Origin of the sequence: Vulcanococcus limneticus LL, assembly GCF_943369875.1 — a bacterium.
In the GTDB taxonomy this organism is placed as follows: Bacteria; Cyanobacteriota; Cyanobacteriia; order PCC-6307; family Cyanobiaceae; genus Vulcanococcus; species Vulcanococcus limneticus_A.
On record NZ_CALROT020000011.1, the window covers coordinates 1 to 14,607 of the forward strand.

Genomic DNA, 14,607 nt, shown 5'->3' on the forward strand with positions numbered 1-14,607 from the left:
TCCCCGGCGGCCCTGGTGCTGGGGGACAACCTCTTCCACGGCCACGAGCTGGTGCCCCAGCTCCAGAGCAGCAACGCCGCCGGACCCGGCGCCACCGTGTTCGCCTATCCGGTGCGGGATCCCGAGCGCTATGGCGTGGTGGAGTTCTCTGCGGACGGTCGGGTGCTGAGCATCGAAGAGAAACCGCAGCGGCCCAGATCCCGCCATGCCGTCACCGGGCTCTACTTCTACGACGACACCGTGGTGGAGAGGGCCCGGGCGGTGCGCCCCTCGCCTCGGGGTGAGCTGGAGATCACCGACCTCAACCGCAGCTACCTCGACGAGGGGCTGCTGACGGTGGAGCTGATGGGCCGTGGCATGGCCTGGCTGGATACCGGCACCTGCGACTCCCTGCATGAGGCCGGCAGCTACATCCGCACCCTGGAGCACCGCCAAGGGCTCAAGGTGGGCTGCCCGGAGGAGGTGGCCTGGCGGCTGGGCTGGATCGACGGGGCCCAGCTGGAGCGCCTGGCGGCGCCCCTGCGCAAGAGCGGCTACGGCGACTACCTGCTCACCCTGCTGGAGGACATCCATGAAGGCTGATCGGCTCACCACGGGCCAGGGCGTGGCGATGGCCGGCCCGCTGCTGCTCACCCCCCGGGTGTTCGGCGATGCCCGCGGATTCTTTTTTGAAAGTTGGAACCAGCGGCTGTTCGAGCAGGTCCTGACGGCCGACGGGCAGCCGGTACCCGGCTTCGTGCAGGACAACCACTCCCACTCCAGCCGGGGCGTGCTGCGCGGCCTGCACTATCAGCTCCCGCCCCATCCCCAGGGCAAGTTGGTGCGCTGCGTGGTGGGGGAGATCTTCGATGTGGCGGTGGACCTGCGCCACTCCTCGCCGAGCTTCGGCCAGTGGGTGGGGGCGGTGCTGAGCGCCGAGAACCGGCAGCAGCTGTGGGTTCCGGTGGGCTTTGCCCACGGCTTCCTCACCCTCAGCGACCACGCCGAGGTTCTCTACAAGACCACAGACTTCTGGAGCCAGGCCAGCGAGCGGGCGATCCGCTGGGATGATCCGGCCCTGGCGATCGCCTGGCCCCGGGAGGCCCTGGCGGGAACGGCCATCCAGGTGTCCGAGAAGGATGGGGCGGCTTCCGAGCTGGCGGAGCTGCCCACCAGCGCGCTGTTCCCGTGACCCAACCCCTGCGCGTGCTGCTCACCGGCGCCGGCGGCCAACTGGGCCGGGCCCTGGTGGCCTCGGTGCCGCCGGGGGTGGAGCTAATCGCCACCGGCCGCAGCGGTGGCGACGGTCAGGTGGCGCTCGATCTGGCCGATGCCGAGGCCTGCCGGGCGGTGGTGCGGACCCACCGACCCGCCTGGGTGCTCAATGCTGGGGCCTACACGGCGGTGGACCGGGCCGAGACGGAGCCAGAGCTGGCCCTGGCGGTGAATGCCGGCGCCCCAGGGGCCTTCGCCGAGGCGCTGGCGGAGACGGGCGGGCGGCTGCTGCAACTCAGCACCGACTTCGTGTTCAACGGCTCCCAGGGCTCGCCCTACCGGCCGGGGCAGGCCACGGATCCCCTCGGGGTCTATGGGGCCAGCAAGGCCGCCGGCGAGGCGGCGGCCCTGGAGCTCGCGGGGGCGCGGGTGCTGCGCACCAGCTGGGTCTACGGGCCGGTGGGCCACAACTTCTGCCTCACGATGCTGCGGCTGCATGCGGCCCGGGCCGCGGTGGGGGAAGCCCTGGGCGTGGTGGCCGACCAGGTGGGCTGCCCCACCGCCACCCACACCCTGGCGGCGGCCTGCTGGCGGGCCATCGGCGTGGGCAGGCCAACGGCGGAGGCCGGTGCCGAGACGCTGCGCCTCCTGCACTGGAGCGATGCCGGGGCCGCCAGCTGGTACGACTTCGCCGTGGCCATCGGCGAGCTGGGGGTGGAGGCGGGCCTGCTGGAGCAGGCGGCGGCGGTCCGACCCCTCACCAGCGCCGACTACCCCACCCCGGCCCGGCGCCCCAGCTACTCCCTGCTCGACTGCAGCGCCACCCGGTCGGCCCTGGGGCTGGAGCCCCTGCACTGGCGGACGGCCCTGGCCGCGGTGCTCGACCAACGACGTGACGCCAACAGGCCCGCCCCCGACGGAGGAGCCAGGCCGGAACCCGGCACCGCCTCAGCACCGCCGTGAGAGAGCGACCATCCCGGCGGTGACCCCTCAACCAACCACCACCGCACCACGCCTCAGTCCGACCCCAGACCCAACCCCGCCCGCCCCGATGACCGCCCTGCCCGCTCCCCTCGACGTTCCCCAGCTCCTGGGGGAGACCACCCGCGTGCTCGTCACCGGTGGCGCCGGCTTCATCGGTGGCGCCGTGGTGCGCCGCCTGCTGCGGGACTCGACGGCCACGGTGTTCAACCTCGACAAGCTCGGCTACGCCAGCGACCTGGCCAGCATTGAGCAGGTGCTCCACGCGCTGGCAGCCGAGGGGAGCGGGGATGCGGGTGCGCGGCACCACCTCCTGCCGGTGGATCTGGTGGATGACGCCGCCACCGCCGCAGCGGTGCGGGCCGCCGATCCGGATCTGGTGCTGCACCTGGCCGCCGAGAGCCATGTGGACCGCTCGATCGACGGCCCCGGAGCCTTTATCGCCAGCAACGTGACCGGCACGTTCAATCTGCTGCAGGCGGTGCGGGCCCACTGGCAGGCGCTGCCGGCCGAGCGCCAGGCGCGCTTCCGCTTCCACCACATCAGCACCGATGAGGTGTTCGGCTCCCTGGGGCCAACGGGCCGCTTCTCGGAAACCACCCCCTACGACCCCCGCTCGCCCTACTCCGCCAGCAAGGCGGCCAGCGACCACCTGGTGAACGCCTGGCACCACACCTACGGCCTGCCGGTGGTGCTCACCAACTGCTCCAACAACTACGGCCCCTGGCAGTTCCCCGAGAAGCTGATCCCGGTGGTCATCCTCAAGGCCGCCGCCGGGGAACCGATCCCCCTCTACGGCGACGGCGCCAACGTGCGCGACTGGCTCTACGTGGAGGACCACGTGGAGGCCCTGCTGCTGGCGGCCACCCAGGGCCAGCCGGGCCGCAGCTACTGCATCGGCGGCCACGGAGAGCGCAGCAACAAGGCGGTGGTGGAGGCGATCTGCACCCTGCTGGATGAGCGTCTCCCGGCTGGCGCCCCCCACGCCCGCCTGATCACCCCCGTGACGGATCGACCGGGCCACGACCGGCGCTACGCCATCGATCCCAGCCGCATCAGCACGGAGCTGGGCTGGCAGCCCCGCCACGCCCTTGGCGAGGGGCTGGCGGCCACGGTGGACTGGTATCTGGCCAACCTGGACTGGTGCCAGGGGGTTCGGAACCGGGCCGGCTACGGCGGCGAGCGCATCGGCACACGGCGCTGAGCCCAGCGGCACCACCGCCTCGCCACCAGGCCTGGGGGAGAATCACCGCACCCTTCTGCCCTCAGCCCTTGTCTGCGCTCACCCGTTGCCTGCAGGAAGAGGCCGCGGCCATCGCCGCCACAGCGGAGCGGCTGGCCGCGAGTCAGGTGGAGGCGGCCCTGGAGCTCCTGGATGGCTGCGCGGACCGTCGGGCCAAACTGGTGATCACCGGGGTGGGCAAGAGCGGCATCGTGGCCCGCAAGATCGCCGCCACCTTCTCGTCGATCGGCCTGATGGCGATCTACCTCAACCCGCTGGACGCCCTGCACGGCGACCTGGGGGTGGTGTCCCCCGACGACGTGGCGCTGCTGCTCTCCAACAGCGGCGAGACGGCTGAACTGCTGGAGATCCTGCCCCACCTGCGCCGCCGCGGCAGCCGCCGCATCGCCCTGGTGGGCCGGATCGACTCCTCCCTGGCCCGGGGCTGCGACGTGGTGCTCGATGGGTCCGTGGACCGGGAGGTGTGTCCGCTCAACCTGGCCCCCACCGCCAGCACCGCGGTGGCCATGGCCATCGGCGATGCCCTGGCGGCGGTCTGGATGGAACGGCGTGGCATCTCCCCCCAGGACTTCGCCCTCAACCACCCAGCCGGCGCCCTGGGCAAGCAGCTCACCCTCACGGCCGGAGACCTGATGATTCCCGCCAGCCGGCTGACGGCGCTGCAGGCCGGCACACCCCTGCCCGAGGTGATCGCCCAGCTCACCGCCGATGGGGTGGGCGCCGGCTGGGTGACCCAAACCGACAACCCCAGCCGGATCCGCGGCCTGATCACCGATGGCGACCTGCGCCGGGCCCTGCAGCAGCACAGCCCACCGGAGTGGGCCCAGCTCACCGCCGCCGACCTGATGACGGCCGATCCGATCACCGTGGACGAGCAGGTGCTGGCGGTGGAGGCCCTGGAGCGGATGGAGCGCAACCGGCGCAAGCCGATCGCCGTGCTGCCGGTGGTGGGCGGCGCCCAGCAGATGCTCGGCCTGCTGCGGCTGCACGACCTGGTGCAGGCCGGCCTCAGCAGGGCGGCGACATGAGCGGGAGCCATGGCTTCGGCAGCCCCTGGCAGCTGCGCCGCCGCTGGTGCTGGTGGCGGCAGCGCTCGCGCCTGGCGGCCGTACGCCTGCTGGTGCTGGATGTGGATGGCGTACTGACCGATGGCGGCCTCTGGTACGGCCCCCAGGGGGAACTGATCAAGCGCTTCGATGTGCGCGATGGGCTGGGGATCCGCCTGCTCCAGCACGCCGGCATTGAGGTGGCCTTCCTGAGCGGCGGCCGCGGCGGCGCCACCGAGGTGCGCGCCCGCCACCTCGGCATCCGCCACTGCCTGGTGGGCGCCAAGGACAAGCCCCAGGCCCTGGCGGCCCTGCAGGCCGAGCTGGGCGTCACGCCCACGGCCACCGCCTTCGTGGGGGACGACTTCAACGACCTGGCCGTGCGGGGCCAGGTGGGGCTGCTGGTGGCCACGGCCGATGCGGCGCGTCCCCTGCGCCGCCAGGCCGATCTGGTGCTGCTGCGGGCCGGCGGGCGCGGCGCCGTGCGGGAACTGGCGGAGCGGCTGCTGCGGCCGACCCCCTTCTGGAGCGAACTGGAGGGCCAGGGCTGGCGCGATCGCAATGACTGAGGCCCTGGGGCCTGACCCCTAGGACCACAGCCGGAAGGCCTCGTCCCTGGCGGCGAACCACTCGGCGGCCAACACACCGCCCACCAGGCGGTACTCCTCAAACCAGGGGCCGCCCAGGGTCCAGTGCACCAGGGCCGGACCGCCCGCAGCCGCGGGCTCCGTCCGCGGGGATTGCACGTCGATCAGGTGGTTCCAGCGATCCATGGGCAGGGCGCCGATCTCGTGGTCGCCCTGGAGCCACTCGAAGCGGTGCAGCTGCAGGCCCGACGCCGTGTTGACGTACTCGGGCGTGAGGGCCGTGCAGCGCCCACAGTTGAACAGCATCAGCGAGCTCCAGTTCTTCTTCTCGTAGCGGGTCTGGAGGGCACCGAGGAACTTCACGTCCTCACGGGGCACGTGGTCGTGCTGCACGCACAACAGCGCATAGCGCTCATCCCGCAGGGCCCAGAGTTCGGAGATGTCACCGCGGGCGAGCATGTCGCAATCCATGAAGATCGCCCAGCCCTGGTAGCCCATCAGATGGGGCACCAGGAAGCGACTGAAGGAGAACTCCGTGCTCTGGCGCGGATCGCGCCCACGGCCGTAGACGCCCTGGAGCTGCCGGGCGACGATCGGCGTGATCGCCAGGGGCTGGCTGCTGTGCTGGACAAGGCTGTCGATCAGCACGTTCACGGCGGCCCGCTCGTGGGGGTCGTAGCCGATGAACACGGGAATGGGCAGAGCCATGGCAGAGGCGGAGGCGCCAACAGGATTGATCCTGCAATCAAACTACAATGCTGCCGTTATGCAAGCCTCAGTCGAGAGCTGGCCTGGTCCGGCGCCGGCTGAGCCAGGGCGGTCCATCCCGGCCAGTCGGGACTGACCCAGGCAGCGGCCAACCTGCCCAGCTCACGTCAGGTCAGGTCAGGTCAGCTCAGGTCAGGTCAGGTCAGCTCCGTTCAGCCCTCCAGGCCAGCCGCAATCGCCCGGGCCTGCTCCAGCTGCTCGGCCGTATCCACCGACAGCGACTCCTCCGCCACCGGGAACGTGCCGATGCCGATGCCCGACTCCAGCAGCCGCAGCTGCTCCAGCTTCTCGCTGTCCTCCAGGGGCGACGCCGGCAGCTGGGGCCAGCGGGCCAGCACATCGCCCCGGTAGCCGTAGATGCCCACGTGGCCCCAGAAGGGCACATGGGCATGCCAGTGCTCCGGATCCACACCGCGCACGTGGGGAATGGCCGAGCGGGAGAAGTAGAGGGCGCGCCCATCACTCGACACCAGCGTCTTGACCACATTGGGGTTGTGCACCTTGTCGGCCCCCATGCGGTAGATGGGCGTGAGCACCTCCGGCAGCGGCGTGCGGCGCCCGAATTCAGCCGTCATCGCATCGATCACGGCCGGATCGAGGAAGGGCTGGTCCCCCTGCACGTTGACCACCAGGGTCTCGGCCGCTGCCCCGCCGCCGAGGGCCACCAGGGGCTCCACCACCGAGGCCAGCCGATCGCTGCCGGAGCTGCAGGCCGGACTGGTGAGCAGGGCCTGGCAGCCCCAGCGCTTCGCCGCCTCCAGCAGCTCCTCGGAATCGGTACAGAGCACCACAGCCGCCGGACTCTCGGCCTGGCGGCAGGCCTCCAGCACCCGCTGCAGCATCGGCTTGCCGCCGATGTCCGCCAGCACCTTGCGGGGCAGACGGGAGGATTCAAGCCGGGCCGGCACGGCCACGATCGTGCGCATCGCCATCAATCCCAGAGACGGGAACTGTCGTCGCGGGCGGCGAACCACTCGGCCGCCAGCACGCCACCCATCAGACGCTGCTCGCGGAACCAGGGCCCCCCGAGGGTCCAGTGCAGCAGCGTGGCGTCCTCGGCCTTGGCCGGATCCTGGACATCCACGAGGTGGTTCCAGCGCTCGGGCAGGGCACCGATCTCGTGGTCGCCGGCAAGCCAGTGGAAACGGTGCAGCTCCAGGCCCGTCGCCGTGTTCACGTAGTCGGGGGTGAGGGCGGTGCAGCGGCTGCAGTTGAGCAGCATCAGCGAGCTCCAGTTCTTCTTGGGGTAGGGGCTCTGGGGTTCCCCCAGGAACTTCACCGCCTCATTGGGGTTGTGCACGTGCTGCACGCACTGCACGGCGTACTGCGCGTCGCGCAGGGCCCAGAGCTCGGCGATGTCGCCGCGGCAGAGCATGTCGCAGTCCATGAACAGCGCCCAGCCCTGGTAACCCATCAGGTGGGGCACCAGGAAGCGGGTGAAGGAGAAGGCGGTGGCCTGCTTCGGGTCGCGCTCGCGCCGGAATAGCCCCTGGGCCTCCAGCTGGGGCGTCACGATCGGCGTGATCGCCAGGGGCGCCGAGCTGCGCTGAAAGAGGCTGTCGATCAGCACGTTGGTGGCCGCCCGCTCACGCGGGTCGTAGCCGATGAAGACGGGAATGGGCTGGCTCATGGCACGAGCGTAAGGCCGTCGTCTGCGCCACCCCAGAGCACCCGGGCCTGGGCCACCAACTCCGCCACCGCAAAAGGATCGGCGGCCGGCCGGCTACCGCCGGCCACCGCCCGGTAGAGGTCGGCCACCGCCCAGGCCTCAGTCTCTGCGTCCCCCTCCCGGCGGGGGATCAGGTGCAGATGCAGGTGCCGCGCCCCCTCCCCGAAGGCAATCCCATAGACGCGCTCGCAACCCGTGAGCGCCTGAACGAGCCGCGAGGCCCGCTGCACCGCCCCACCCCAGGCGGCGGCCTCCTGGGGCCGGAAGTCGATCGGCCCGCCCAGGTGCCGCACGGCATCGAGGATCAACCAGCCGGCCATGGGCGCCGGATCGGGATGGTGGCGCAGAAGCCAGAGCTCGTCAGCGCCGATCTGCCAGCGGTCCCGGGCTTCGCCATCGGCATGCAGGCGGCAGACGCCGCAGGCACCCGGGGGCGGGGCGCTGGGCTGGGGCGGGGCCTGGGGCATCGGCGGGGGTCGGGGTTGGTGGTGGGGTCGCAATGCCGCCAGGCTGGGGGCAGCCTGCGGAACCGGCGCGATGCCGGCAGGCCCGCTGCTGCAGCTTCCGGCATGCTGGCCCCAACCTGGACTGCCGCGCCCGCCGCGACCCCTTGCCCATGAGCCTCACCCTGATCGCCGGCCCCTGCGTGATCGAAAGCCGGGAGCTCGCCCTGGACATCGCCGAGCAGGTGAAGGCCATCACCGACCGGCTGGGCATCCGCTACATCTTCAAGGCCAGCTACGACAAGGCCAACCGCAGCTCGGGCGACTCGTTCCGCGGCCCCGGCGTCAACGGCGGCCTGGAGGTGCTGGCCGAGGTGAAGCAGCGTTTCGGGCTGCCGGTGCTCACCGACATCCACGAGAGCCACCAGGCGGCCCCGGTGGCCGAAGTGGTGGACGTGCTGCAGATCCCCGCCTTCCTCTGCCGCCAGACCGACCTGCTGCTGGCGGCGGCCGCCGCCACCCGCGGCACCGACAAGATCATCAACGTGAAGAAGGGCCAGTTCCTCGCCCCCTGGGACATGGCCCAGGTGGTGAAGAAGCTGCGGGAGGCCGGCGTGGAGAACCTCTGGCTCACCGAGCGGGGCAGCAGCTTCGGCTACAACACCCTGGTGGTGGACTACCGCGGCCTGCCCCAGCTGCAGGAGCTGGGCTGCCCGGTGATCTTCGATGCCACCCACTCGGTGCAGCAGCCGGGCGGCAAGGGCACCAGCACCGGCGGCCAGCGGGAGTTCGTGGCGCCCCTGGCCCGGGCTGCCGTGGCCGTGGGGGTGGATGGGCTGTTCATGGAGGTCCACCCCGACCCCGACAACGCCCTCAGCGACGGGCCCAACATGGTGCCGCTGCACCGGCTCGAACCGCTGCTGGAGCAGCTGCTGGCCATCCGTGGCGCCCTGGCCGGCGGCCTGGCCCCCAGCAGCGTCTGAGGGCGGACCAGCATGGCGGCCCGATCCATCCCTGCCCTGACCCAGCTGCGAAGCGACCTCCACTGGTGGAAGCGGGCCCGGCTGCGCCAGCTCCTGGGCCCCCGGGTGGAACGGAACGAGTGGGAGGCCCTGGCGGCCTACAGGGGCCTGGTGCACCAGGCCTACGGCCAGCGGCCGTTGCGGCCGGAGCTGGTGGCCGATCTTTGGGTGCGGGGCGCCTTCCGCAGCCCCACGGGCCTCAAGCCGTTCTTTAGCCCAGCGCGGCGGGAGCGGGAGAACTCCTCGCACCACTACGGCCACGACATCCAGCTCAAACGCCATGCCGGCCTGCCCCTAGTGGGGCCGCCGCTGCCATTCCTGCTGGAACACGGCCTCAAGGTGTCACGCGAAGCCCAGTTCGAGACGCCACAACCCTGGTCCGGCGGCGGCTACCTCTGCATGGGGGAATTACGTGCCCAGTGGCTGCGGGAGCGTTATGGCTGCCCGGCCACAGCCATCGGGCCCTGGATCCATTACGCCAAATCAGTTCTAGACCTGGCGGACCTGACCGCCCTGCGTCAAAGGCTGGGATCCACCCTTCTGGTGATCCTCGCCCACAGCTGGGATCGCATGCATCGGTCCATGGATGTGTCCCAGTGCATTGAAGCCATCACAACCATCGCACACGAGCACACCTATCGCCAGGTGATCTGGCTGCGGCACTGGCAAGATGCGCCAGATCTGACACTGCCACCCGACTGGATCGTCGCCTGCAACGGCCACCGCTCCAACCCCTGGTTTCTGGATGCCCTGCGAAGCCTGTTGGAGCTGAGTGACGGGCTGGTGACCAATGCCTTCGGGACCCACATCGGCTACGCCGCCGCCCTGGGCAAGCGACTGCACTGGATCAACACATCCGTCGAAGAGGACTACTCCCAGCTCCCCGTGGAGCAGGCCAAACGCGCGCAGCGGGAACGGGACGAACGCCAGCGACTCAGCCAGGAACTGGAGCAACTCCTGGATCAACACGGGACGGACAGCCACGCGAACGACCCACTGCTGGCGCTGCTGGATCCATACTGGGGCTTCAGTCGCACACTCAGCAGCCCAGACTTAAAACGACTCCTACAGACCGGATCGACGCGCGAGCAGCCGGAAGCTGACAAGAATAATGGCTGCGATACACCAGAACCATGACAACTGACGCACTCAGACTCCGAGAAGAGTTCCTCTCCAGGTCTCGAGGCGAAGAACTGGCCGAATTGGAGATGATTTCGCCCGCCTTTGATGGCGACGAGGCCAAGCCTCAACACCGCTACCTGATCCTGAGTCCGCCGCGGTCAGGTAGTTACTGGCTGTGTCGCCAACTCTGGACAGCTGGCCTGGGCCTGCCCTGTGAATACCTGAACCGCCTCCATCTTCGCCGGCTCTCCAAACGTTGGGGAACTCCCCTGGAAGCCTTTCAGACCAAGACGCGTGTGCAGCGCCTTGCGGCACGTCTTGGCCTGGAGCGCCAGCGACGGGCCACCACACCCAGCGGCGCAATGGGAGCAGACCTGCAGGCCTACCTGGTTCAGGCCGAGCGACGCCGCAGCCGTGGCGGCTGGTTCGGCCTCAAGGTGCAACCCCTGCATCTCAAGGAGCTGAAGCTGCAGCCTGCTGTCGCCTTCCCCGACTGGATGCCGCTGCCCCTGTTGCGGCGGAACCAACGCCGACAGCTGGCCTCCTATCTGTTCTCGCGGACGAGCGGCGCCTATGACACAGGCCTGATCACCACAAACGAGGGTGAAGGCCTGGAACACCTGAACAACTCCACACTCCAGGAGGAGACGGCAGCACTTCTGGCAGAACAGAATCGCCTGATCGTGGAATTCTGCAGGCAACGGGACCTCACCCCCCTGTGGATGGAGGATCTGATGGCGCAGTCGAGCCTTGAGCTGCAGCAGACCCTGACCCGGGTCCTGCCGCCGCTCACCGGCCTGGAGACGTGCTTCCAACCCATTGCCCAGCGTGGCGGTCCCCTCCACGAGGCCAAGCAACAGCTCCTGGGGGACTTGGCCAGCAGGCTGCCGGACCACCTTGTGAGCCGGCTGAATGACTCACTTCAGCCCTGACAGGCTTTCACGTGAAGCCAGGGGCAAACCCGAGGCGGCTCATGCAGGGTTCAGGGCCTCGATCGGCACCAGGCGCGGATCGAGGATCTTGGGAGGAAGGCCCTCCAACGTCACGGCGACCGAGATCTTCTTGCCGAGACCGAACCGGTGGGTCACCAGCCCCGACAAGGCCCCACTGACCCCAAGGGCGGAGGTCCCCTCAGCCCCCCACCAATGCATTGGCGTAAACAAGCCGACGATTCATCTGCGCGAGCTGAGGCCAGACCAGCGCGGCCGAAGCCGGCCACGCAGGAGCCAGCAACCAGGAGGTGTCGTAACGGATCTGCCTGATCTTCTGCGGGTCAAACCGCACCCTGTTCCCGGACAGGATGTGGCTGCCTGTGGCCAGGCCAGGACTGAGCATGGCCTCCGAGAACTCCAGGCCTAACCACGCACACAGGCGGCCAAGTGCCCGGTCCGGTGCCAGGGCCAGCTCTTCATAGCCCAACGGGAACACCGGTTTGCCACAGCGCTGAAGCTCCCGTTCAAAACGGCGATTGACGCGGCACCAGCGGGCCACATTGCGGACCCCGAGAAGAGATTTCCCCTTATTGCGGCGATCCCGGACTCTTGAGTGCACCCACGAGCGCACATCACGAACCAGGAACACCACCCTCACATCCAGATCCGCGAAGGACTGGGAGGGCAGCTCGAGATCGTCCTGATAGGAATCAACCAGCCAGTCATCAGCATGACCGGTCTGCACCCCTGCCACGCTCACCGCCTCCATCAGGCGCCGAAACTTATCGGCCAATGGCAGATGATCGTGGACGGGTAGCCACTCCAGCAGATCCCCCCACACGGGACACTGGGCCGCCGTCGCACCACAGGTGCAGACCCGTTGATGCCGGAGTTCAGCCCTCAGCTGGGCCGGACCTCGGCGCTCCTCACCCGGCCGGGGCCTGCGCAGGATGCGGGCAGCCTCTCCCAACCCCACGATGCGGGGATGGGCACCCAGGGCCAGATCGAGAATCGTTGTGCCGCTGTGGCCCAGGCCACGGATCAACAACAGCTTGCGGGGCGCCACGGGATCAGGCCTCCACCGACTCGATCGGCGCCAGGCGCGGATCGAGGATCTTGGGGGGCAGGCCCTCGAACTTCACGGCGATCGAGATCTTCTCGCCGCTGCCGAACAGGTGGGTGATGAACCCCTCGCCGAAGGCGGCATGGCGCAACCGATCGCCCACCGCCCAGGCCTTGCCGGCGCCCGGACCCACCGTCCGGCGCCGCACCGCATTGGCCGGAGCCGCGGCGGCACCACCGGCGGCCACCCGCTGCGACTCCTCCCGGTCCACCCGGGTGAGCCGATCCAGGCGGTTCTCGCGGCGGATGGCGGCACCGCCACTGCGGGGGATGTCGCCCTGCACCAGCTCCTCGGGGAGTTCGGACAGGAACACCGAGGGCACCGCCGGCTCGCGCATGCCGCCCCACAGCCTTCGCTCGCTGGCGTGGGAGAGGTAGAGCCGCTCCTTGGCCCGGGTGATGCCCACATAACAGAGGCGCCGCTCCTCCTCCATCGCCGCCGGATCCTCCAGGGAGCGGTAGCTGGGGAACAAGCCCTGCTCCATCCCCACCAGGAACACCACCGGGAACTCCAGCCCCTTGCTGGCGTGCAGGGTCATCAGGGTGACGCGATCCTGCTCGGTGTCCTTGCTGTCGGCATCGCTGGCGAGGGCCGCCGAGGCCAGGAAATCCTCCAGGGACCCCTCGTCGTTCTCCTCCTGGTATTGCAGGGCGGCGTTCACCAGCTCGTTGAGGTTGCGGCGCCGGTCTTCGGCCTCATCGGTGCCATCGGCGATCAGCTCGGCCACGTAGCCGCTCTGCTCCATCACCCGCTGCACCAGCTCCGACGGGGGCGCCTCCTGCACGCGCCGTTGCAGGTCGTTGATGAGTTCGCAGAACTGCAGCAGCCCCTTGGCCGAACGCCCCCCCAGGGAACGCACCGCCTCGGGGTCGCTCACCACCTCCCAGAGGGGGATGCCCAGCTGGTTGGAGGCATCGGTGAGACGCTCGATCGTGGTCTTGCCGATGCCGCGCTTGGGGGTGTTAAGCACCCGCAGCAGGCTCACCGTATCGGCCGGATTCACCAGCAGCTTGAGATAGGCGAGCACGTCCTTGATCTCGCGCCGGTCGTAGAAGCGCAGCCCACCCACCACGATGTAAGGGATGCCCCAGCGCACCAGCGATTCCTCCATCGCCCGCGACTGGGCATTGGTGCGATAGAGCACGGCCATGTCGCCCCAGCGCAACTCAGGGTGGGCCGCCTCCAGCATGCGCATGCGGTGCACCACCGCCTCCGCCTCGGCGATCTCGTCGTCGCAGCGGGTGAGCGTGATCGGCTCGCCCTCGCCGCGGGTGGGCCGCAGCACCTTGTCGATGCGCTCGGAATTATTGGAAATCAGGGCATTGGCCGCCTCCAGAATCGTGGCGGTGGAGCGGTAGTTCTCCTCCAGCTTCACCATCGTGGCCGTGGCGTCATCGGGAGCGCCGTCACCGAAGTCGTCCTGGAAGCCCATCAGGATGGTGAAATCGGCAGCCCGGAAGCTGTAGATGCTCTGGTCGGCGTCACCCACGACGAACACCGAACGACCCTGCCAGTTGTCGTAGGTCTCCGGGTCCTGGCCGTCCGTCACCAACAGCTTGATCAGGTCGTACTGGGTGCGGTTGGTGTCCTGGTATTCATCCACCAGCACATGGCGAAAGCGGCGGTGCCAGTAGTTGCGGATCTGTTCATTCTGGCGCAGCAGCTGCACCGGCAGCAGCAGCAGATCGTCGAAATCGAGCGCGTTGTTGGCGGCCAGGGCGCGGCGATAGCGCCGGTAGGTTTCGGCCATCAACTTGCCCCGCTGGCCGCCGGCATCGGCCTCCAGCTGCTCGGGCATCCAGCCCTGGTTCTTGGCGCTGCTGATGGCCCAGCGCACCTTCTTGGGCTCAAACCGCTTGGGATCCAGGCCCAGCTCCTGGGTCACGATCTCCTTCACCAGGCTCTGGGTGTCGCCCTCGTCGTAGATGGAGAACTGGCGGGTCCAGCTCAGGCCCTCCGGGTCCTTGAACTTGTCGATGTCGAAGCGCAGCAGCCGCGCGAACAGGGCGTGGAAGGTGCCGATCCAGAGGTCCTTGATCACCTCGCGATAAATCCGCGAGCGCAGCTGGCGCTGCTCCACCGGCGGCAGGGTGCTCCAGGGCTGGCCGAACTGGCTCTGGGCCAGTTTCTGGGCCAGCAGCAGCTCCAGCCGCTCCTTCATCTCCCGGGCGGCCTTGTTGGTGAAGGTCACGGCCAGCAGCTCGGCCGGATCCACGCCGTGGTGGCCGATCAGGTGGGCGATGCGGTGGGTGAGGGCGCGGGTCTTGCCGCTGCCGGCGCCGGCCACCACCAGCAGCGGGCCGGTGTGGTGGTCCACCGCCTTGCGCTGGGCGTCGTTGAGGCCGGCGAGGAACCCACCGGAACCGGCGTGCTGGGGCTGGTGAGTGACCATCCCCTTACATTAGGGACCCCATCGGTCTGAGCCCGAGCAGGCCAGCGGCTGACTCCCGGCATCACCATCGTGCAGGGTCTATTCC

Annotated in this window: 16 protein-coding genes; 9 read left to right on the forward strand and 7 right to left on the reverse strand. The window is 69.4% G+C overall.

Annotated features, from left to right (window positions below; all coding sequences use genetic code 11):
* The 6 genes from ACLV7J_RS12340 to ACLV7J_RS12365 form a co-directional block, all read left to right on the forward strand.
* Window positions 1-582 (forward strand): sugar nucleotidyltransferase (locus tag ACLV7J_RS12340; protein ID WP_411869374.1); only part of this gene is annotated, 582 nt, incomplete at its 5' end.
* Window positions 572-1,171, forward strand: coding sequence for a dTDP-4-dehydrorhamnose 3,5-epimerase (gene rfbC, locus ACLV7J_RS12345; RefSeq protein ID WP_411869375.1), 600 nt, complete (start codon window positions 572-574; stop codon window positions 1,169-1,171). The genes ACLV7J_RS12340 and rfbC, both read left to right, overlap by 11 nt.
* 8 nt (window positions 1,172-1,179) lie before the next feature.
* Window positions 1,180-2,157: a dTDP-4-dehydrorhamnose reductase gene (gene rfbD, locus ACLV7J_RS12350; RefSeq protein ID WP_411869457.1), complete on the forward strand. Its 978-nt coding sequence runs from the start codon at window positions 1,180-1,182 to the stop codon at window positions 2,155-2,157.
* A gap of 88 nt (window positions 2,158-2,245) precedes the next feature.
* Entirely contained in the window at window positions 2,246-3,379 is a 1,134-nt protein-coding gene (rfbB, locus tag ACLV7J_RS12355; RefSeq protein ID WP_411869376.1) for a dTDP-glucose 4,6-dehydratase, read from the forward strand.
* 68 nt (window positions 3,380-3,447) lie between these two features.
* Complete coding sequence (locus tag ACLV7J_RS12360; protein WP_411869377.1) at window positions 3,448-4,446, forward strand: SIS domain-containing protein; 999 nt, start codon at window positions 3,448-3,450, stop codon at window positions 4,444-4,446.
* The gene (locus tag ACLV7J_RS12365; protein ID WP_411869378.1) at window positions 4,443-5,033 is read left to right on the forward strand and encodes a KdsC family phosphatase; all 591 of its coding nucleotides are present in this window, start codon (window positions 4,443-4,445) and stop codon (window positions 5,031-5,033) included. The genes ACLV7J_RS12360 and ACLV7J_RS12365 overlap by 4 nt, the downstream gene beginning before the upstream one ends.
* 18 nt (window positions 5,034-5,051) lie before the next feature.
* Here the strand turns inward: ACLV7J_RS12365 and ACLV7J_RS12370 are convergent, their stop codons facing one another.
* The 4 genes from ACLV7J_RS12370 to ACLV7J_RS12385 form a co-directional block, all read right to left on the reverse strand.
* Entirely contained in the window at window positions 5,052-5,759 is a 708-nt protein-coding gene (locus tag ACLV7J_RS12370) for a hypothetical protein (RefSeq protein ID WP_411869379.1), read from the reverse strand.
* Window positions 5,760-5,971: 212 nt separating this feature from the next.
* A complete protein-coding gene (kdsB, locus tag ACLV7J_RS12375; RefSeq protein ID WP_411869380.1) occupies window positions 5,972-6,751 on the reverse strand; it encodes a 3-deoxy-manno-octulosonate cytidylyltransferase in 780 nt (259 codons plus the stop codon).
* The gene (locus ACLV7J_RS12380) at window positions 6,751-7,449 is read right to left on the reverse strand and encodes a glycosyltransferase (protein WP_411869381.1); all 699 of its coding nucleotides are present in this window, start codon (window positions 7,447-7,449) and stop codon (window positions 6,751-6,753) included. The genes kdsB and ACLV7J_RS12380 overlap by 1 nt, the downstream gene beginning before the upstream one ends.
* On the reverse strand, window positions 7,446-7,955 hold the full coding sequence (locus tag ACLV7J_RS12385; RefSeq protein ID WP_411869382.1) for a diadenosine tetraphosphate hydrolase: 510 nt from the start codon (window positions 7,953-7,955) through the stop codon (window positions 7,446-7,448). The genes ACLV7J_RS12380 and ACLV7J_RS12385 overlap by 4 nt, the downstream gene beginning before the upstream one ends.
* Before the next feature lie 149 nt (window positions 7,956-8,104).
* Between ACLV7J_RS12385 and kdsA the strand changes: the two genes are divergently transcribed.
* From kdsA to ACLV7J_RS12400, 3 genes are read left to right on the forward strand one after another with little or no spacing between them, the layout of a single operon-like run.
* Window positions 8,105-8,914, forward strand: a complete 810-nt coding sequence (kdsA, locus tag ACLV7J_RS12390; protein ID WP_411869383.1) for a 3-deoxy-8-phosphooctulonate synthase — start codon at window positions 8,105-8,107, stop codon at window positions 8,912-8,914.
* A gap of 12 nt (window positions 8,915-8,926) precedes the next feature.
* Window positions 8,927-10,090, forward strand: a complete 1,164-nt coding sequence (locus ACLV7J_RS12395; protein WP_411869384.1) for a hypothetical protein — start codon at window positions 8,927-8,929, stop codon at window positions 10,088-10,090.
* Window positions 10,087-11,007 carry a Stf0 family sulfotransferase gene (locus ACLV7J_RS12400; protein WP_411869385.1) on the forward strand — a complete coding sequence of 307 codons (921 nt, stop codon included), beginning with the start codon at window positions 10,087-10,089 and terminating at the stop codon, window positions 11,005-11,007. The genes ACLV7J_RS12395 and ACLV7J_RS12400 overlap by 4 nt, the downstream gene beginning before the upstream one ends.
* 39 nt (window positions 11,008-11,046) lie before the next feature.
* Here ACLV7J_RS12400 and ACLV7J_RS12405 read toward each other — a convergent pair whose 3' ends face one another.
* The 3 genes from ACLV7J_RS12405 to ACLV7J_RS12415 are packed head-to-tail and all read right to left on the reverse strand — an operon-like array spanning window position 11,047 to window position 14,522.
* Window positions 11,047-11,175 carry a hypothetical protein gene (locus tag ACLV7J_RS12405; protein ID WP_411869386.1) on the reverse strand — a complete coding sequence of 43 codons (129 nt, stop codon included), beginning with the start codon at window positions 11,173-11,175 and terminating at the stop codon, window positions 11,047-11,049.
* A gap of 31 nt (window positions 11,176-11,206) precedes the next feature.
* On the reverse strand, window positions 11,207-12,073 hold the full coding sequence (locus tag ACLV7J_RS12410; protein WP_411869387.1) for a sulfotransferase: 867 nt from the start codon (window positions 12,071-12,073) through the stop codon (window positions 11,207-11,209).
* A gap of 4 nt (window positions 12,074-12,077) precedes the next feature.
* The gene (locus tag ACLV7J_RS12415) at window positions 12,078-14,522 is read right to left on the reverse strand and encodes a UvrD-helicase domain-containing protein (protein WP_411869388.1); all 2,445 of its coding nucleotides are present in this window, start codon (window positions 14,520-14,522) and stop codon (window positions 12,078-12,080) included.
* Window positions 14,523-14,607 lie beyond the last annotated feature (85 nt).